At 41.2% G+C, this 19,914-nt stretch carries 14 protein-coding genes and 1 tRNA gene; 12 read left to right on the plus strand and 3 right to left on the minus strand.

What is annotated here, in order from left to right; genetic code table 11:
• The 5 genes from LJE09_RS03910 to LJE09_RS03930 all read left to right on the plus strand — a co-directional run.
• On the plus strand, nt 1-515 hold a 515-nt coding region (locus LJE09_RS03910), incomplete at its 5' end, for an RNA-guided endonuclease InsQ/TnpB family protein (protein ID WP_227310986.1).
• Nucleotides 516-710: 195 nt separating this feature from the next.
• Nucleotides 711-2,735 carry a beta-galactosidase gene (locus LJE09_RS03915; RefSeq protein WP_025578984.1) on the plus strand — a complete coding sequence of 675 codons (2,025 nt, stop codon included), beginning with the start codon at nt 711-713 and terminating at the stop codon, nt 2,733-2,735.
• Between the two features lie 140 nt (nt 2,736-2,875).
• The gene (locus LJE09_RS03920) at nt 2,876-6,310 is read left to right on the plus strand and encodes a DEAD/DEAH box helicase (protein ID WP_025578986.1); all 3,435 of its coding nucleotides are present in this window, start codon (nt 2,876-2,878) and stop codon (nt 6,308-6,310) included.
• Nucleotides 6,311-6,466: 156 nt separating this feature from the next.
• On the plus strand, nt 6,467-7,015 hold the full coding sequence (gene spoVT / locus LJE09_RS03925; protein WP_025578988.1) for a stage V sporulation protein T: 549 nt from the start codon (nt 6,467-6,469) through the stop codon (nt 7,013-7,015).
• A 137-nt stretch (nt 7,016-7,152) separates the two neighbouring features.
• A complete protein-coding gene (locus tag LJE09_RS03930; RefSeq protein WP_227310988.1) occupies nt 7,153-8,355 on the plus strand; it encodes a metallophosphoesterase in 1,203 nt (400 codons plus the stop codon).
• A 92-nt stretch (nt 8,356-8,447) separates the two neighbouring features.
• Here LJE09_RS03930 and LJE09_RS03935 read toward each other — a convergent pair whose 3' ends face one another.
• Entirely contained in the window at nt 8,448-9,911 is a 1,464-nt protein-coding gene (locus LJE09_RS03935) for a nicotinate phosphoribosyltransferase (protein WP_025578992.1), read from the minus strand.
• Between the two features lie 462 nt (nt 9,912-10,373).
• Between LJE09_RS03935 and LJE09_RS03940 the strand changes: the two genes are divergently transcribed.
• Both LJE09_RS03940 and LJE09_RS03945 read left to right on the plus strand, forming a co-directional pair.
• Nucleotides 10,374-10,445, plus strand: a tRNA-Gln gene (locus tag LJE09_RS03940).
• A 65-nt stretch (nt 10,446-10,510) separates the two neighbouring features.
• Nucleotides 10,511-11,785 (plus strand): AGE family epimerase/isomerase, encoded by a 1,275-nt coding sequence (locus tag LJE09_RS03945; RefSeq protein ID WP_118617073.1) that lies wholly within the window; start codon nt 10,511-10,513, stop codon nt 11,783-11,785.
• Between the two features lie 117 nt (nt 11,786-11,902).
• Here the strand turns inward: LJE09_RS03945 and LJE09_RS03950 are convergent, their stop codons facing one another.
• Entirely contained in the window at nt 11,903-12,253 is a 351-nt protein-coding gene (locus tag LJE09_RS03950; RefSeq protein ID WP_161233599.1) for an alanine:cation symporter family protein, read from the minus strand.
• A 63-nt stretch (nt 12,254-12,316) separates the two neighbouring features.
• The gene (locus tag LJE09_RS03955; RefSeq protein WP_008707815.1) at nt 12,317-12,961 is read right to left on the minus strand and encodes a phosphoribosyltransferase; all 645 of its coding nucleotides are present in this window, start codon (nt 12,959-12,961) and stop codon (nt 12,317-12,319) included.
• A 654-nt stretch (nt 12,962-13,615) separates the two neighbouring features.
• Here LJE09_RS03955 and LJE09_RS03960 point away from each other — a divergent pair.
• The 5 genes from LJE09_RS03960 to LJE09_RS03980 all read left to right on the plus strand — a co-directional run bounded on the left by LJE09_RS03960 (nt 13,616) and on the right by LJE09_RS03980 (nt 19,896).
• Complete coding sequence (locus tag LJE09_RS03960; protein WP_118338867.1) at nt 13,616-14,311, plus strand: response regulator transcription factor; 696 nt, start codon at nt 13,616-13,618, stop codon at nt 14,309-14,311.
• Between the two features lie 198 nt (nt 14,312-14,509).
• Nucleotides 14,510-17,167 carry a sensor histidine kinase gene (locus tag LJE09_RS03965; RefSeq protein ID WP_227310989.1) on the plus strand — a complete coding sequence of 886 codons (2,658 nt, stop codon included), beginning with the start codon at nt 14,510-14,512 and terminating at the stop codon, nt 17,165-17,167.
• Nucleotides 17,168-17,303: 136 nt separating this feature from the next.
• Nucleotides 17,304-18,014 carry an acyl-[acyl-carrier-protein] thioesterase gene (locus LJE09_RS03970; RefSeq protein WP_055058291.1) on the plus strand — a complete coding sequence of 237 codons (711 nt, stop codon included), beginning with the start codon at nt 17,304-17,306 and terminating at the stop codon, nt 18,012-18,014.
• A 207-nt stretch (nt 18,015-18,221) separates the two neighbouring features.
• Nucleotides 18,222-19,052 carry a rhamnulose-1-phosphate aldolase gene (gene rhaD / locus LJE09_RS03975; RefSeq protein ID WP_055060114.1) on the plus strand — a complete coding sequence of 277 codons (831 nt, stop codon included), beginning with the start codon at nt 18,222-18,224 and terminating at the stop codon, nt 19,050-19,052.
• A 151-nt stretch (nt 19,053-19,203) separates the two neighbouring features.
• Nucleotides 19,204-19,896 (plus strand): L-ribulose-5-phosphate 4-epimerase, encoded by a 693-nt coding sequence (locus LJE09_RS03980; protein ID WP_055053591.1) that lies wholly within the window; start codon nt 19,204-19,206, stop codon nt 19,894-19,896.
• Nucleotides 19,897-19,914 lie beyond the last annotated feature (18 nt).

Genomic DNA, 19,914 nt, shown 5'->3' on the forward strand with positions numbered 1-19,914 from the left:
GATTAAAGAAACTTGAAAAACAACTGATCCGGGAACAGAGAAGTCTTTCCCGAAAGTATGAAAATTTAAAGAAAGGAGAGTCCACTCAAAGAGCAAATATACAGAAACAAAGGCTTAAGGTACAAAAACTTCATCATAAAATGGATAATATCCGTACGGATTACATTAACAAGACAATCGCTGAGATAGTGAAAACCAAACCGTCTTACATAACGATTGAAGATTTAAATGTAAAAGGAATGATGAAAAACAGGTGTCTTTCAAAAGCTGTTGCATCTCAGAAGTTTTATGAATTTAGAACAAGGCTTAAAGCCAAGTGTGATGAAAACGGCATTGAATTAAGGGTAGCAGATAGATTTTATCCGTCTTCAAAGACCTGTCACCATTGTGGTTCTGTCAGGAAAAACTTAAAGCTTTCAGATAGAATTTACAGATGTGAATGTGGCTATGTTGCAGACAGGGATCTCAATGCGGCACTTAATTTAAAAGATGCTAAAACTTACAGGATTGCATGATTAAAAGCAAATGTAAGTATGTACCGAAGGCTATTTCGGGAATTAACGACTGTGGAGTGTACAAAAACCTGTGAGTAGCGTATTGCCTGCAATCGTCAAAACATACACAATGAAGCAGTAAGAAGTATTCGTAAGGACTTCAATTTCTCGATGTGTTTGGGTATATTTAAACACATTTGGAGTGGCAGAACAAGTATGGACTTTAGAACAGATAAACTGCTCCATGGCGGTGATTACAACCCGGAACAGTGGTTAAAGAGGCCGGATATTCTGGCAAAAGATATTGATATGCTGGAGGAGTCTGGCTGTAATGTAGTAAGCCTTGGGATTTTTTCCTGGTCTACACTGGAACCGGAAGAAGGTGTATTTCATTTTGAATGGCTGCAGGAAATCATTGATAAGCTTTATAAAAGAGGAATTTCTACAATTCTGGCTACACCGTCAGGTGCAAGACCCAAATGGATGGCAGACAAGTATCCGGAGGTACTTCGTGTAGATGAAACACGCCACAGAGCCTTATTTGGATTCAGACATAATCATTGTTATACTTCTCCTGTTTACAGAGAGAAGGTACATATTATTAACAAAAAGCTGGCACAGGAGGTTGCCACACATCCGGGTGTGATCCTGTGGCATATTTCCAATGAGTATGGCGGAGAATGTCATTGTCCGCTGTGCCAGGAAGCATTTCGTAACTGGCTGAAAGAGAAATATCAGACTATTGAAAATCTGAATGATAAGTGGTGCACCACTTTCTGGAGTCATACTTATAACAGCTTTGACCAGATCGAGAGTCCGTCTAAGATTGGTGAGACACAGCTTCATGCACTGAATCTGGACTGGAAACGATTTGTTACTCATCAGACAGCGAATTTCATTCATCATGAGATTGCAGCATTGAGAGAGGGAGGAAGCACACTTCCGACTACTGCTAATCTGATGCATTATTTTGGCGGTTTAGATTATTTTAAGATTGCAAAAGAGATTGATGTGGTTTCCTGGGATACTTATCCGACATGGCATAAAGAAGCAGTGATCGATACAGCTTATGACAATGGTATGTGCCATGATCTGATGCGTTCTCTGAAAGGAAAGCCGTTCTTCCAGATGGAATCCTGCCCGACTTCTACAAACTGGCAGAGTGTGAGCAAATTAAAGAAACCGGGAATGCTTTTTGCACAGTCCATGCAGGCAATTGCACATGGCGGAGAAGGTGCTCTCTATTTCCAGATTCGCCAGAGCAGAGGTGCTTCTGAGAAGTTCCACGGAGCAGTGATCGATCATTACGGTGGAAATGATACAAGAGTGTTTAAAGAAGTTTCCAGGGTTGGAGAAGTTCTGAAAGAGTTAAAAGAACTGGCAGGAACAACTGTGAACAGCTCGGTTGCCATGCTTTATGACTGGGACAGCCAGTGGGCAATGGAGGACAGCCAGGGACCCAGAAATAAAGGGCTTCATTATCTGGAAGCAATGCTGAAATTCTACAGAGGTTTCCGTAAGCAAGGCGTGAATGTGGATGTGATCGATATGACCTGTGAACTGGATAAATATAAAGTACTGGCTCTTCCAATGGTTTATATGTTCAAGGAAGGTTTTGCCAAAAAGGTTCGTGCGTTCGTGGAAAACGGCGGTACATTGATCACAAGTTACTGGTCCGGAATTGCAGATGATACAGACAGGTGTTATCTGGAAGGAACACCACATGGACTGATGGATGTACTGGGAATCAGAAGCACAGAAATTGACGGCCTTTATGACTGGGAAGAAAATTCTTTTGTTCCTGTGGCTGGCAATGAACTTGGACTGGATAAGACTTATACATGTAAATATCTGTGCGACCTTGTGGAGCTTCGCGGAGCACGTACTTTAATGACCTACGGAAGTGATTTCTATGAAGGCTATTCCTGCCTGACAGTGAATGAATATGGCAAAGGTAAGGCATGGTATGTGGCAGCAGATGCTGATAAAGAATTCTATGGAGACTTCCTTGAAAAAGTGCTCAAAGACAGCGGCGTTTCCTGCGGAATCAAAGAAGAAATCCCGGATGCACTGGAGATCACAGTGAGAGAGAATGAAAATGAGAAATATTATATTTATCAGAATTTCGGAACAGAAGCTGTAAGCATTCCCGTACCGGAAGGCGAGATCAGCTGGATTTATGGCAATGGCAGTGATAAACTTAAAGTTTATGGTCTTGTAGTTGCGAAGGTTATCGTGTAAAATAAATAACGATGGATGAGGAAATCCCTTCACTTTAAGCAGAGATTGAGACTGCCTGGTGAAGGGATTCTTTTTTACTCAGGTTTAACCGGGAAAATGATACAAAAAGTTTTTAATTGTATCAGGAAAGGTATAGAAATATGATTTCAAAAACTCAGATCAGATATATGGCAAATTCTTCATCATACAGTAAAGGTGCAGAACTTTATGCAACAGGAAAAGTTTTGGATATGGATGTAAAAAATATGGGTGCGTCTGATGAAATTGTTGCATCTGTAAAAGGCAGTGGAAGAAATATCTATGAAGTAGATGTATCAATCGATACAGAGAATGATGAAGTTGATACCTGCTATTGTGAATGTCGGGCATATGCAGAATATGGTGGACTTTGTAAACATTGTGTAGCGGTTCTTCTGCAATATAATGATTATGAAAATGATATGGATAGTTATGATTACGGACAATCTGTAGAAAAAATTGTAAAAGGTGGTCTGACCCATACGATCAGAAAAGGAGTGCAGATGCATACCACGCCGGAATTGGCTTCATTATTGCAGAAGCAGGCAGTTGCGAAGTCTCTTCCACTGATTCAGGGAAGCACTTATGGAAAAGTAAGGCTGGAACCATATTTTAATTTTGACGGAAGAACATTTACAGTAGAATTTAAAATAGGAATTAATAAAATGTACGTACTGAAGGATGCATTTTCCTTTGATGTTCATATAGCAAATCAGGATGATTATAAATATGGGAAAAATCTTCAGTTTGTCCATACAATAGAATCCTTTGCCGAGGAATCCAGACCGCTTGCGAAATTTATCTGTAAATGGGCAGACAACAACAGGCAATTTCACAGATCCTCTTCCTATTATGGATACTATATGGGAACTCTGGAAAAGGTAAGGCATCTGGAGCTGTCAGGAAATGAACTGGCAGAATTTTTGCTTTTGATGGAAGGAAAGACATTGCAGGGAGAATCCATAGGAACCAGAAACACAACCTGGGAAATAACCAGAGAACATCTTCCGAGAAAAATGACCATAACAGGTGCAAAGCAGGGAATTGAACTGAAGGTAAGCAAATTTACGTGTGCGGCAAATACGGAACAGTATAAAATTTGCTTTTATGATAAAAAGATTTATATTGAGAATGTAGAAGAGCTTTTACCTGTTAAGGATTTTCTGGACAGTTTGTCTTTGATCCCCGGTGAGAAAGCGTTTATAGAAAATAAAGATGTACCGGCATTCTGTCAGGAACTTTTACCGGTGATCCAGAAGTTTTTTAAATGCAGAATGGTTGAATTTCATCCGGAAAATTATGGAATGGTTAAACCGGAGTTTCGATTTTATCTGGATGCACCGCAGGAAAATATGGTTACATGTAAGGCGACTGTTAAGTATGGAGACAGGGAATTTTCTTTATATACAACGGACGATATTGCAGCAAGGGATATGAATAGAGAAACAGTTGTCAGAAATGTGATTCATAAATATTCGAATGCTTTTAATCCATTTGAACAGTGTGCGGTAATTGCGGATGATGAAGAGATGGAATATGAATTTCTGACAGAAGGAATTCAGGCACTGCAGGCAGTGGGAGAAGTATTTATTTCTGATGCGCTGAGACGGATTGAAGTCCGGAATTCGCCAAAGGTTACAGTAGGTGTTTCCCTGAGTGGAAATCTGCTGGAGCTGAGTATGACAGCAGGAGATATTTCAAAGGAAGAACTGATTGACATTCTTTCCAGATATAATAAGAAGAAAAAGTTCTATCGTCTGAAAAACGGAGCTTTTGTAAATGCAGCAGACTCGGGTCTGGATACAGTGGAAGAACTCAGGGCAGGGCTTCAGCTGACGGATAAGCAGATGAAGCAGGATAAGATTGAAGTACAGAAGTACCGTGCGTTGTATTTGGATGCACAGTTGAAAGAGAATCCGGTTGTTTCGGCAGTAAAGGATAAATCTTTTAAGTCGCTGGTAAGAAATATGAAGACCATTGAGGATAATGATTTTGAGGTGCCGGAGAGCCTGGATAAAGTTCTGCGGGAGTATCAGAAACGGGGATTTCTGTGGATTAAGACATTGAATTATAATGGATTCGGCGGAATACTTGCAGATGATATGGGACTTGGAAAAACGTTGCAGGTGATTGCATTTCTACTGTCAGAATTTCTGGAAAGAAGGAATACTGTTGTTGAAAATATAGCAGTAAAAGAAACTGCAATGTTAAATATGCAGAGTGAAATTGAGACAGTGGAACAGGCGTGCAAGGCAGCAGAGGCGCAGAAAGCTGATGGAAAGAAGGCAGATGGACAAACTGGAAAGCTGCAAAGAAATACATTAATTATAGCTCCTGCATCATTGGTATATAACTGGAGCAGTGAAATTCAACGTTTTGCACCGGAGCTTACAGCAAAGATGGTGACAGGGACTGCAGCAGAGAGAAGACAGATCCTGGCAGAAGCAGATTCTGAGGATATTCTTCTGACTTCCTATGATTTGCTGAAAAGGGATATCAGCGAATATGAAGGATATAAGTTCAGATGTGAGATTATTGATGAAGCTCAGTATATCAAGAATGCAAACACTCAGGCTGCGAAAGCAGTAAAAGAGGTTCAGGCAGACTTCAGGCTGGCTCTTACAGGAACTCCGGTGGAAAACCGCCTGAGTGAATTGTGGAGTATATTTGATTATCTGATGCCCGGTTTCCTTTACAGTTATAAGAAGTTCAGGGAAGAAGTTGAAATTCCGGCAGTTCAGAATTCAGATGAAGATGCAATGAAACGTCTGCAGAAAATGATCCGGCCGTTTGTACTCCGAAGATTGAAGAAGGAAGTGCTTACAGATCTGCCGGATAAGCTGGAAGAGAATATGTTTGTACAGCTAACAGGAGAGCAGCAGAAGCTTTATGATGCACATGTGAAACGGATGATGCTGATGCTGGATAAGCAGTCCGAAGAAGAATTTAAGACCTCAAAGATTACAATTCTGGCAGAGCTGACAAAATTGCGCCAGATCTGTTGTGATCCGTCTCTTATTTTTGCAGATTATAAAGCTGATTCTGCAAAAGTGGATATGTGCCTGAATATGATCAGTAATGCAGTGGAGAGCGGACATAAGATTCTGTTGTTTTCGCAGTTTACGACAATGCTTGACCATCTTGCGAAGCGCCTTGAAGAGGAGAAGATCAGTTACTATATGCTGACTGGTTCTACAAGTAAGGAGAAGCGTGCACAGATGGTAGAGAACTTTAACACAGATAACACACAGGTATTCTGTATTTCTCTGAAGGCAGGAGGAACCGGTCTGAATCTGACGGCAGCAGATATTGTAATCCATTTTGACCCATGGTGGAATCTGGCAGTGCAGAATCAGGCAACGGACAGAGCACACAGAATTGGTCAGAAGAATGTAGTGAATGTATACAAGCTGATCGTGAAGGATACGATTGAAGAAAATATTTTGAAACTGCAGGAAAAGAAACGTGAACTGGCAGATCAGATCCTGGAGGGCGAAGGGCTTAACGGAGGCAGCTTCACAAAAGAGGAACTGATGGAATTACTTTCCGGGAAATAACCGCTTGATTGCAGTTAAATGGCATTTTTTGTAAATACAGAAATGTATATTCTCCCTGTTTTTCCACATAATAACCATACAACACATGATATGGAAACTGAAGGGTACAAAGACAGTAAACTTCGATAAAAGGAAAAACAGGAGGAAGAAAAGTGCATGAAAGCGACAGGAATTGTTCGGCGCATAGATGATCTGGGGCGTGTGGTCATTCCTAAGGAGATCAGAAAAACGCTGCGGATAAAAGAGGGGACACCACTGGAGATTTTTACTGACCGGGAGGGGGAGATTATTCTGAAAAAGTATTCCCCTATCGGAGAACTGAATGTTTTTGCAAAGGAATATGCAGAGGCGCTGGCGCAGTCAAGCGGGATGGTAGCGTGTATCACAGATCACGATCAGGTAGTGGCTGCTGCGGGACAGGGAAGCAGGGAATATATGGGAAAACCTATCAGCAAAGCTCTGGAAGATGCAATTACGGAGAGAAGCTCTGTGTTTGCCAACGGAAATGACAGAGGCAGGATACCTGTGACTCAGGAACAGAGAGAACCTTTGTATTCCCAGATCATGCAGCCTATTATCAGTGCAGGAGATACAGTAGGTTCGGTTCTTTTACTGGGAAAGAATGAAAGAGATGTGATGGGTGAATCAGAGAAGATGCTCATCAGAACAGCAAGCGGATTTCTGGGAAGACAGATGGAACAGTAAAATTAATAGAATCTTCAGCAGCTTATAGTGGCGGCTGAGGATTCTTTTTTGTATAATAAGAAGCAGTTATGATTTTCTGGAATTGTTATAGTAATAAAATTGTTATGGCAATGAGAGTTGGAAAGGAGACATATTATATGGCTGCAATATATCTGGCACCGTTTTATCTGTTGGTATGCGTGTATATCCTGCTTCGCAGCCTGCACTGGTTTCAGGTACTGCATACGGTTTTTCGGAATGTGTGGGTGTGCAGGGGGATTGGACTTGTATATTTATTTGTAGTGTTTAGTATACTGATCGCATTTATGGCACCTGCATCAGGATTCAGGAGATTTATGAAGCTTCTGAGTAATTACTGGCTCGGTGTTTTGATGTATACACTTATGACTCTGGGAATCGCGGATGGATTGAGACTGTTACTGAAATATCCTCTTAGAAATTTTGCCTTTCCGGGGAGAGAATTGCTTTTCAGTAATATGGGAACTGCTGTTGTGGGAGCTGTCTGTGCGGTGATCATTTCAACAGTCAGTATTTACGGAGTGCTCAGTGCCGGAAATATACATACAACGAAGTACAATATTTCTGTTGATAAAAAGGCAGGAAATATGAAGGAATTAAATGTGGTTCTGATCGCAGATCTTCATCTGGGATATAATATTGGATGCAAGCAGATGGAGCAGATGACAGAGAAGATCAATGAGCAGAATCCGGATTTGGTGGTAGTGGCAGGAGATATTTTTGACAATGAATATGAGGCACTGGATGATCCGGAAAAACTGGCAGAGATATTGAGAGGAATTCGGTCGAAGTATGGTGTGTATGCATGTTACGGAAATCATGATATTCAGGAAAAGATCCTGGCAGGCTTCACCTTTGGCAGTAAGGAAAAGAAAGAGAGTACCCCGGAGATGGATGAGTTTCTGGAGAAAGCGGGGATTACGCTTCTGAGAGATGAGTATGTGCTCATTGATGATTCTTTTTATCTGTATGGAAGATCGGATTATGAGCGTCCGGGACGGGGGATTGATAAACGAAAGACTCCGCAGGAAATCACAGAGGGTATGGATGTGTCACTGCCAGTGTTGGTTATCGATCATGAGCCGAGAGAACTTCAGGAACTGGCGGATACAGGTGTGGACGTAGATCTCTGCGGACATACCCATGACGGACAGGTATTTCCGGGAAATATTGTGATCAGATTCTTCTGGGAAAATCCCTGTGGTTATCTGAAAAAAGGAAATATGCATAATATCGTTACATCCGGTGTAGGGCTTTTTGGACCGAATATGAGAGTTGGGACTAAAAGCGAAATTTGTGATGTCAGCATATGTTTTAACTGAATCAAGTAAGTCCCCGGCTTCAACTGCCTGTTGATTTTTGCGGTTGGAGCCGGGGACTTGTCTGTTTTGTTACTCTTAATCTGAGTTTATGCTCAGTCGAGAGCTTTCTCACTCATTTCTTCCAGAAGATCTTTTTTCAGATCCCAGAGTTTCTGAGAAAGGTCTACATATACTTTCTGAGGATTTACGAAACGTCTGGATTCATCCCAGAGAGTATTCTGCTCTTTCTGGCAGTATTCGCGAAGTTCCATAACAGATGGAGATTCATAGACCCGTTTACCTTCTCTGATGACAGGAACGAGAAGTTCGCGTACTTCATAGGTTCCGCCGAGAACTTTTGTCTTTTTCCAGGTATCGATTGGATCAAAGAGAACCATGTTCTGGTCTGCATCAAGCTTTTCATCAGCAAGGCAGATAAGATCTGCCCTGATTTTTCCGGTTTTCTTATTATAGAGACGATATACGGTTTTATTTCCAGGGTTGGTTACTTTCTCTGTGTTTTCGGAAAGCTTGATCTTAGGTGTAAATTCGGTACTGTCTGCATCTTTGACAGCAGCAAGTTTGTATACACCGCCGAATGCAGGATTATCGTTGGCGGTGATCAGCCGTGTTCCGACACCCCAGGAATTAATCTTGGCATCCTGAGCCTTCAGGCTCTCAATGAGATATTCGTCCAGATCGCTGGAAGCGGAAATAACTGCATCGTCAAATCCGGCAGCAGCAAGCATCTTATATGCTTCTTTGGAAAGGTAGGCAAGATCACCACTGTCGATACGGATACCGTATTTGGTAAGCGGAATACCTTCTTCGCGCATTTCCTCAAATACACGAATTGCATTTGGAACACCGGATTTCAGGACATCATAGGTATCTACCAGTAAGGTGCAGGCATTGGGATAAAGTTTGGCATAGGTTTTGAATGCGGTATATTCATCCGGGAAGCTCATGATCCAGCTGTGTGCGTGAGTTCCAAGGACCGGTACGTCGAACATTTTGCCTGTGAGAACACAGGAAGTACCGGCACATCCACCGATGACTGCGGCACGTGCGCCAAAGATACCTGCATCCGGTCCCTGGGCACGACGCAGACCAAATTCCATGATCGCATCACCTTTTGCAGCATAGCAAACACGGGCTGCTTTGGTAGCAATGAGGCTCTGGTGATTGATGATATTCAGGATTGCTGTCTCTACAAGCTGAGCTTCCATGATAGGTGCTACAACTTTGACAAGCGGTTCTCTTGGGAAGACAACTGTTCCCTCAGGAATTGCATAGATATCACCTGTGAAACGGAAGTTGCTTAAATATTCAAGGAAGTCCTCTTCAAAAGTATTCAGACTTCTGAGATATTCGATATCTTCATCTGTGAATTTAAGATTCTCAATATATTCAATCATCTGTTCCAGTCCGGCAGTGATGGCAAATGCACCTCCGCATGGATTGGTACGGTAAAACATATCGAAGATAACAGTCTGGTTTGTTGGGTTCTTAAAATAGCCCTGCATCATAGTAAGTTCATAAAGGTCTGTGAGCAGAGTAAGATTATTAGCTCTCATATATAGCTCTCCTTTTGGGTTCATAATAATATCTCGGGTGTAACTGTTTATCGCAATTTACAGATATCAGGCCAGGGCTGAATAGCTTTTGACCTCAGTATCATAATATATAGTCTGGAGAAATTATTATTAAGATTTCCTGCTGCTTTGATCTCTATAGCAAGTTTCTAGTGTGCCGACAAGTTGATTCTTGAAACAATCTTGCGTCAACCTGTCGGCACACCAGTTACGAGAATTGTTATATTTAAGAAAGAGTATATCAGAAGCAGCAATAAGTTTTTATTGATTATAGCATAATTTTTCCCAGAGTACATAAAAAAACTCCGGGAAATAGGCGGTATTTTCATGTTTTTGAAGAAAAATAAAAAAAATTAAAAAAATTTCAAAAAAGGGGTTGCATTTTTTGAAAGACTATTATATAATACCAATTGTCGCGAACGAAGTAGCGAAAACAAAACATAAAGGGCTATCGCCAAACGGTAAGGCAACGGACTCTGACTCCGTCAGTTCAAGGTTCGAATCCTTGTAGCCCTGCTACATGAGGCACCTCGGTATGAGGTGCTTTTTTGTGCTATAAGAGAAACTGAAATTTTTTGGAAGTGAAAGGTAAGATTAAGATGGAAAATTCGGGTAAAAAATATCAGATAGATACAGAAGAAAATAAAATGTTCTTAGGTGAATTGCAGAAAAATCTTTTAAATTTTGGAAAAGGATTTTTATCACCGGGAGGAAGTGCTTATTTCCTTGGGGATGATGGAACACCATGGAAAGACAGAAACAGAGAAACATGGATCACATGCCGTATGGTCCATGTATATAGTATGGGAATCATGCTTGGGGATAAAGAAAGTCCGGCACTGGTCCATGGTGCTGAACATGGATTACTGGAAGAACTGAAAGATCGTGAAAATGGAGGATGGTATCCGGGAATTACACCGGATAATAAATTCCTGCCAGATAAACAGTGTTATGCTCATGCATTTGTTCTTCTGGCTGCTTCTTCTGCTTTACTGGCAGGAGAAAAAGATGCAGAAACTCTGCTTAAAGATGCATTGGAATTATTTGATAAACGGTTCTGGGATGAGAAACAGGGACTTACTTATGATACCTGGAATACAGAATTTACAGTTCTTGATGATTATCGCGGTCTTAACGCAAATATGCATACAGTAGAAGCGTTTCTGGCAGTAGCAGATGCAATAAAAGAAGAAAAGTACAGAATACGTGCAGGAAGAATTATAGATCATGTTATTGGATGGGCAAGCGCAAATGACTGGAGAATACCTGAACATTTTACAAAGGAATGGAAAGCTGATCTTGATTGCAATAAAGAATGTCCTGCTGATCGTTTTAAACCTTATGGAGCAACACCGGGCCATGGAATTGAGTGGGCCAGATTGATCGTGCAGTGGGCATATTCTTCTTATAAAGATACCCCTGATTCTGCAGAAGTATATTTAAAAGCTGCAGAGAAACTCTACAACAGAGCAGTTGAAGATTCCTGGAATGTGGATGGAAATCCTGGAATTGTGTATACGACTGACTGGGATGGAAAACCTGTTGTTCATGACAGAATGCATTGGACATTGGCAGAGGCAATCAATACATCAGCAGTCTTATGGCATATAACTCATAAGCAGAAATATGCAAAAGATTATGAAGAGTTTATGAGATATCTGGATGATAAGGTATTGGATCATAAAAATGGTTCCTGGTTTCATCAGTTAGATGAAAATAATAATGTGATAGGAACAGTATGGCCGGGAAAATCAGATGTATATCATGCTTTTCAGTCAACCTGGATCCCATATGGAACACCATATATATCAATTGCTTCAGATGTAAAACAGTATATGGAAGTATGCCATCAATAAAGTAAGTGTTTATTTGTACCCGGCGTACAAGATTTCTGTAAAATGCAGCCAGAACCTGACGGAACAAGGTTCTGGCTGCATTTTACTTCAGGATGATAAAAAGAATGATGTGGGTAACTATTTTTTAATCTCCGGCTGGAATTCTTTTACATCTTTGGCAATCTCGCCGCTTAACAGGAGCATGCAGATCAGGTTCGGGATAGCCATCAGTGCGTTGGCGATATCGGAGAAGTTCCATACCAGAGCTCCGGGACCACCGGAAACCATGGCTGTGGCAACACCGACGATATTTCCGGTACCGATGGTGGCTGCCAGTGCGGAAAAAGGAGATACTTCTCCCTGTCCGCGGCTCTTGGTGCGGGCTTCCTTGCTGAGTGTGCTTTTCAGTGCATAGCCAAGGTTACGCCATGTAAGAAATCTGGTGCGCACAGTCAGGAAGATACCGGTTCCGACCAACAGGATCAGCATCACCGGTCCCCAGACAAAGTCATCAATTCTGGTAACAATTTCTTTATAAAATACTTCGAAGATTTACAGAGCTGAATATCCGTAGCTGCTGACAATGGCATCGATTTTTTGCTGCCTCTGACACATTGGACATTTTGTAGATGAATAGGAATGATAGTCCGGTATATCTTTGGTGTTAAAAATAGAATATACAGGGAGAGAAGCCACGCTGTCTACTCTGCTGAATATGGCTGCGATACCTCTGATAGTGCCTCCGTAATACAGAATGCTCTCGATTGCTTTGGACAAAGTAGAGCCTGTGGTAATCGAACCATTGAGGATCAGTACATTTTTGCCCTTGATCATTGGCTGAAAATTATCACGGAAGATAATCTGTCCGGAATTGCTGGATTCAGGAGTAATCACGTAGATCGTCTGATGAGCATTCAGGGAAAAAATGCCGGCTTTGGTAAGTTCTTCAGAAAGATATGCGCCAATTACTTCCAGTCCGTCCATACAGATAATGGTATCAACAGGAGTAGATACTTCATAATTAGCAGCCAGTTCGTGAGCAATATTCTGTGCTTCGGCAGTTCTGGATTTCATAGTTGTAAGATCCAGATAGTGAGTGATATGTGACTGAGATGTGACGAAATGTCCGGGAATTACCTTCAGCTGAATGCGGCTGTCACCACGGGCGTAGATTTTTGTCATGTTTTCCAGATTCATAAGAATACCTCCCTCGTTGAAAAAAACGTGTAACTGTTCAGTAGCTTTGCGGTTAGCAGACCATTGAACAGTTATAAATCAGTACACTAATCTTATAAAACATTGTAGCATTGTTTTGCCGAAAAATAAATAATATTGTACAAAATCAATAAAAAATTATGCGATATGTATGAAGATTGTTAATAAAATACCAAAAAACATATAACGATGATCCACTGGTGCGTTGATGGAAGTATTATTTACGAGGGTTGCTATAGATTGGTTGTGAGTTATGGAGAATGGAATAAACAGTGATGGGTGTGGAAATGGGAAACAGAAGAGAATATTCTATAGAAGTAATATATGTGAAATGATATAATGATTTTCAGTCTATTATTGACTGTCAGAAAAAGAGAAAAGATGAGATAAAAAATGTATACAGCAGAACGAATAGAAGAATTGGATGAAAATAGGAGCCTGATAAAAGTGACAGATTAACAGCCTGATATTTTGACTGCGAAAAGTGAATAATCATAAGAAAATCTTAAGAATTTGTCCCTTTCATATTAAGAAGCTTCGATTATTCTAATATTAGAAATACAAAATAAGAAGCCGGGGTGTCTGTACATGAGAGATTTCAGACAGGCATTTCGGATGATGAGGGAGGTGTATAAAGTGGCGAATATTCTGGTCTGCGATGATGATAAAGACATTGTAGAGGCAATCAGTATTTATCTGGAGCAGGAAGGGTATGTGATTTTTAAAGCATATGATGGTTTGGAAGCAATCAATATACTGCGCAGTCAGCCGGTGGATCTGCTGATCATAGATATTATGATGCCGAAGCTGGATGGCATCCGGGCTACTTTGAAGATAAGGGAAGAGAATCCTCTTCCGATCATTATTCTTTCTGCGAAATCAGAGGATGCAGATAAGATCCTTGGATTAAATGTAGGAGCAGATGATTATGTAACCAAGCCCTTTAATCCCCTGGAACTGGTGGCAAGGGTGAAGTCACAGCTTCGCAGATATACAAGGCTGGGAGCGGCAATACCTGTGGAGAATGCTCATATCTACGAGACAGGAGGTCTGAGTATAAACGATGACCTGAAGGAAGTCAGAGTAGACGGTGATGTGGTGAAGCTGACACCCATTGAGTACAATATCCTGCTTCTGCTGATGAAGAATCAGGGAAGGGTATTTTCCATTAATCAGATTTACGAAAACATCTGGAATGAGGAAGCAGTTGCTGCAGATAATACGGTGGCAGTGCATATCCGGCATATCAGAGAAAAAATTGAGATTAATCCAAGGGAGCCAAGATACCTGAAGGTTGTGTGGGGACTTGGATATAAGGTGGAAAAAATTTAACCAAATCAAGTAAGTCCCCTGCTTCAATTGCGAAAAGCAATAAGCAGTGGGTGGGGACTTGCTTGTATCAGGAGGCGTGCAAGCGCATTCTGATAAACTGCGAAGCAGTTATTTGGTTATGAGCAAGTAGCAAAGCGGATTGCGAATATCCGCTTGACAAAGTAATAAATTAAATAAAAAAGGAAAGGGACAAACATTATGAAGGGAAAAGGATACAGAAGCAGTTCTGTCAAGGCAATCTGGATCGTGATCGCGCATCTGGCAGCAGTTGCAGCAGCAGTCTGTGCAGCTATGTTTGTGATGATCTATCAGACTGGAATCCGCCTGGATGACAGAGGCAAAAGTTACACAGAATCAGAAGCATTTGAGAAACAGGTCAGCAACAGAGGATCAGATATTCTGGTCAGTCTGGCAGCGCAGGATGACATTAACTATCTGAAAAATGCTGGTTCATCGGCAGTGATTGATCTGGCAGAATTTGAGGAAAAAGGAAACACCCGTGATTCCATCAGAGACCTTTCTCTGAAAAATACTTCCGGGCTTGCGTACTCTGTAAGTGATCTTCTGGAGTGGGGAAAAGACTGGGAGGCAAACTATTATGAAGGTGTTTATGACGAAGATTCACAGGTCATAAGATGTGAATCTTCTGACGGAACCAGCCACTATTTTTATCGGACTGACTTTAAAAAGATGGTGGCAGATGGAACACTGAAAATTAATTACAATACAGATTTTCTTGAAGAAGATGATTTCGAATCAAAGACCGAGTCCGAGAAACTGGATACCGTAGCAGATGAACTTTATTACAGATATACCTCACAATCAGAGAATATCGGCAACGTTACGGATACCAGAACAAACACAGAATATCCGGGATGTTTTTTCGTAGAACTGAGTCAGCTGGACGAGAAATTTGCACCACAGGGAGCTGAGAATATCCTGGATGCGGTAAACAAAAGCACGGAATGGAATGGGAGACTGGAGGATGCATATAAGGAGTTATTCACACTTCTGGACTGCATCCGTGCCATACAGTCAGATGAACAGTTCAATGATTATGAAACATCACTGGCATCCGTCTTTCACAGCGTGGGAGACTATACCGAAGGGAGTACCAACCTCACATATCTTTTCGCAGATAAAGAAACACAGACAATCTATACAAATAAAAAAGCGTACAGCAGTTACGCACAGCTGGAGCAGAACCTTGAGACAATATTTAAAGAAAAAGCATATGCAGTTGTTTACCCGGAATTAAGTGAGTGTGTTACAAATATTCCGGATGCAGATCTGCAGGTGTGGAATCATACCATTGATCAGAGCTTTGACACAAAGGATTTTGTGTTTGCAGTTTCGGTTGATACGAAATTTTCTGTGGCAGATTCCATGACTGATGAGGCAGAGAACTATGAGACATATTCAAAGCTTATGTTTCCGATGCTGGCAGGAGCAATCTTCGGAAGTGTGCTCTGGCTGATCGGTATGGTGTGGCTGACTGTGACAGCAGGAAGGAAACCGAAGGATGAAGAAATCCATCTGAATGGATTTGACAGATGGTATACAGAAATTGCGGCAGGAGCAGTGATCGGTATATGGCTGGCAGGAACGATCATATCGGGAACGTTGATCGCCAACTCATCATTGGGTTACAGTCATGCAGTGGTGACAGTGATTGTTACCTGTCTCATATGTGGGACTTATACAATGGCATGGTTCCTGATCGGATATCTCAGTCTGGTAAGAAGAATAAAAGCAGGAACCTTATGGAAAAACAGTCTGATTAGAACAGTTCTGAAATGGATTGGAAAATGCAGTGGGAAGCTTGTCGATTTTGCCAGAGCTTTTTCCAGAAATACAGCAGAAAAAATAAAAGTTCTGCTTGTGGGAGGAGCATTTTTATTCTTGCAGTTCCTGATCATTGGTTGCGGATTCACAGGTGCAGGAGTATTCCTGATGATATTACTGATTGTAGATGCGGCTGCTGTGATTTTTATCATCAGAAAAGCGGATGGGCTGGATCTTATTATGGATGGTCTGAAGAAAATAAGCGATGGAGAACTGCAATATAAGATCAAAACAGATACACTTACAGGAAAACAGAAGGTGATGGCAGAATATATTAACAATATTGGCAGTGGTCTGGATGCTGCTGTGGAGAACAGCCTGAAAAAGGAAAGAATGCAGACAGAGCTGATCACAAATGTTTCCCATGACCTGAAAACGCCTCTGACTTCCATTATTAATTATGTAGATCTGATGAAACGGGAAAATCCGACAGATCCGAAAATACAGGAATACTTACGCATCCTGGATGAGAAATCCCAGAGACTGAAGGTGCTCACAGAGGATGTGGTAGAGGCATCCAAGGCAAGCACCGGAAACATTAAGCTGGAGATGAATGATATTGATTTTGTGGAAATGGTGCAGCAGGTGATCGGAGAATTTGAAGAGAAATTCCAGGAGAAGAACCTGACTATGATGGTACATTTCACAGACGAACCGTCCATTATCTACGCAGACGGTCAGAGAATGTGGCGTGTTCTGGAAAACGTATTCGGCAATGTTGTGAAGTACGCAATGGAGGGCACCAGAGTTTATGCAGAGATCAGCAACAGAAACAAAAAAGTAACCTTTTCCCTGAAAAATATTTCAGCACAGCCTTTGAATATCTCTGCGGATGAACTGACAGAACGATTTATCAGAGGAGATGTGGCGAGAAATACAGAAGGAAGCGGACTGGGATTATCTATTGCAAAGAGCCTGACAGAGCTGCAGGGAGGTGAGTTTAAGCTATACCTGGATGGGGATCTGTTTAAGGTAATGATCACATTTGTAGCAAAGAATTACAGTAAATAATATAACGTAGAACAAAGATAAGGCATAGGGCAGTTTATAAAAAACTGTTTTATGCCTTATACTTTTGGCTTGTTATAATAATAGAAAAGAAGTATATTAAAAAATCATAGCGACATAAGAAAAGAGGACATAAAAAATGAATTACAGTTTTAACAGCAGAGTCAGATACAGTGAGACAGGTGAGAACGGCAAACTGACATTACCGGGTGTTTTGAATTATTTTCAGGATTGCTGTACATTTCATGCGGAGTCGGTCGGGCTTGGAGGAGACGTGCTGAAGGCAAGAGACAGAGCGTGGGTTCTTTCTTCCTGGCAGGTAATTGTGGATGAATATCCTGCTATGGGAACGGAAATCAGGATCACGACAGCACCTTATGATTTCAAAGGATTCATGGGTATGCGTAATTTCACCATAGAAACAATGGATGGGAAGAAGCTTGCCTGGGCGAACTCCAACTGGACACATCTGGCCATCAGTACAGGGATTCCGGCGAGACTGACACCTGCAGATACAGACAATTACATACTCGGCGAAAAGCTGGAAATGGATTATGCACCGAGGAAAATCAAACTTCCGGATGACATGACTTCACAGGAATCATTCACAGTGCAGAAGCATCATCTTGACACTAATCATCATGTAAACAACTGTCAGTATATCTGTATGGCAGAAGATTTCCTGCCGGAAGATTTCAAAGTATACCAGATGCGTGCAGAGTATAAGATGCAGGCAAAACTTGGAGATATAATCTGCCCGAAAGCAAAAGCAGAAACAGGAAAGGTGATTGTATCGCTTGATGATACAGACGGAAAAGCATACGCAATTATAGAATTTCAGCAAAAATAACGGTAAAAATCTTCTGAACAGGATGAATAGCAGGACAGAATTGACAAAGATATTTCGGAATTGATGTGTGGTTTTGTGAGAGATTTTTTGAATAAATTATTTACAAACAACAAGAAACAATATATAATACATTCATAAACAACAAGAAACAATATATTGTTAAAAACAAACAACATAAAACCACAAAAAGCGGAGGGTATATATATTATGAAAATTCTGGAATCTAAATTTGTACAGGGATTTATCAAAATGGCAAATGACGGTTATCTTCAGGGATGGCATGAGAGAAACGGCGGAAACTTAAGCTATCGTCTGAAACCGGAGGAAGTAGAGATGATTCGTCCCCGTCTGAATGCAACTGGAGAATGGATACCGATCGGGGTAGAGGTTCCGGGATTAGCAGGAGAGTTTTTCCTTGTAACGGGAAGCGGTAAATATTTCAGAAACATTATCGTGGATCCGGAAGTATGTCTTGCGATCATTGAACTGGATGAGACAGGAACAAATTACAGAATCCGCTGGGGCCTGGTTGAGGGCGGCAGACCTACCAGTGAGCTTCCGACTCATCTGATGAATCATGAAGTGAAGAAGAAACTGACAAACGGAAAACATCGTGTTATTTATCATGCACATACGACAAATACAATTGCTCTGACATTTGTTCTGCCACTGGATGATAAGATCTTTACAAGAGAGTTATGGGAATCTGCTACAGAGTGTCCGGTTGTATTCCCGGACGGCGTAGGTGTTGTCGGCTGGATGGTACCGGGTGGAAGAGAAATTGCCATAAAAACAGCAGAATTAATGAAGAAATATGATGTTGTTATCTGGGCACATCATGGAATGTTCTGCTCAGGTGAAGATTTTGACCTGACATTTGGTCTGCTCCATACGGTAGAAAAATCTGCAGAGATCCTGGTGAAGATTCTTTCTATGACTCCAAATAAACTTCAGACTATTACACCGGACAATTTCCGTTCACTTGCAAAAGATTTCAAGGTAAGTCTGCCTGAAGAGTTTTTGTATGAGAAACAGTAAAATAATCAACATACAAGTTGGTACATGTACCGTACAAGTGCTATAATACAGATATTAAGAGATTTTCCGGGTGGGATATGCAGAAAAAAGCCGGAACATCTGAAAGCTGTTGTAAAAGAATATCTGAAAAGCAAAAGGAGAGGTACGAATCATGCTGGAGAAATTAAAAGAGGAAGTTTACAAAGCAAACATGGATCTTCCAAAATACGGACTTGTTACATTTACATGGGGAAATGTAAGCGGAATCGACAGAGAATCAGGACTTTTTGTCATCAAACCAAGTGGGGTTGATTATGATCTGCTGACACCGGATGATATGGTTGTTGTAGACCTGAATGGAAATAAGGTAGAAGGAAAATACAATCCATCTTCTGATACAGCAACTCATGTAGAACTGTACAAAGCATTCCCGAATATCGGAGGAGTTGTACATACACATTCTTCATGGGCAACAAGCTGGGCACAGGCCGGAAGATCAATCCCATGTTATGGAACCACACATGCAGATTATATTTATGGTGAAGTTCCATGTGCACGCTGCCTGGAAGGCAAGGAATTTGAAGAATATGAGAAAAACACAGGACTTCTGATCGTAGACCTGTTTAAGGACAAAGATTATGAAGCAGTACCTGCAGTACTTTGCAAAAATCATGGACCATTTGCATGGGGCAAGGATGCTCATGAAGCAGTACATAATGCAGTTGTTCTTGAGGAAGTTGCCAAGATGGCATCCCGCTGTGAGCTGATCAATCCACAGGTAAAACCTGCACCACAGGATCTGCAGGATAAGCACTACTTCAGAAAACATGGTGCAAATGCATATTATGGACAGGGAAATAAATAATCACTGAGCTGAAAATAA

Source organism: Blautia sp. DFI.3.45 (assembly GCF_020593505.1).
In the GTDB taxonomy this organism is placed as follows: domain Bacteria; phylum Bacillota; class Clostridia; order Lachnospirales; family Lachnospiraceae; genus Blautia_A; species Blautia_A wexlerae.

Bases quoted from the DNA above. Each gene is read 5' to 3' on its own strand.
- LJE09_RS03935 (WP_025578992.1), bottom strand. From the start codon at position 9,911: ATGAGAGCTAATAATCTTACTCTGCTCACAGACCTTTATGAACTTACT.
- LJE09_RS03950 (WP_161233599.1), bottom strand. From the start codon at position 12,253: ATGCTGATCCTGTTGGTCGGAACCGGTATCTTCCTGACTGTGCGCACC.
- LJE09_RS03955 (WP_008707815.1), bottom strand. From the start codon at position 12,961: ATGAATCTGGAAAACATGACAAAAATCTACGCCCGTGGTGACAGCCGC.
- LJE09_RS03965 (WP_227310989.1), top strand. From the start codon at position 14,510: ATGAAGGGAAAAGGATACAGAAGCAGTTCTGTCAAGGCAATCTGGATC.
- LJE09_RS03930 (WP_227310988.1), top strand. From the start codon at position 7,153: ATGGCTGCAATATATCTGGCACCGTTTTATCTGTTGGTATGCGTGTAT.
- LJE09_RS03980 (WP_055053591.1), top strand. From the start codon at position 19,204: ATGCTGGAGAAATTAAAAGAGGAAGTTTACAAAGCAAACATGGATCTT.
- rhaD (WP_055060114.1), top strand. From the start codon at position 18,222: ATGAAAATTCTGGAATCTAAATTTGTACAGGGATTTATCAAAATGGCA.
- LJE09_RS03915 (WP_025578984.1), top strand. From the start codon at position 711: ATGGACTTTAGAACAGATAAACTGCTCCATGGCGGTGATTACAACCCG.
- LJE09_RS03970 (WP_055058291.1), top strand. From the start codon at position 17,304: ATGAATTACAGTTTTAACAGCAGAGTCAGATACAGTGAGACAGGTGAG.
- spoVT (WP_025578988.1), top strand. From the start codon at position 6,467: ATGAAAGCGACAGGAATTGTTCGGCGCATAGATGATCTGGGGCGTGTG.
- LJE09_RS03920 (WP_025578986.1), top strand. From the start codon at position 2,876: ATGATTTCAAAAACTCAGATCAGATATATGGCAAATTCTTCATCATAC.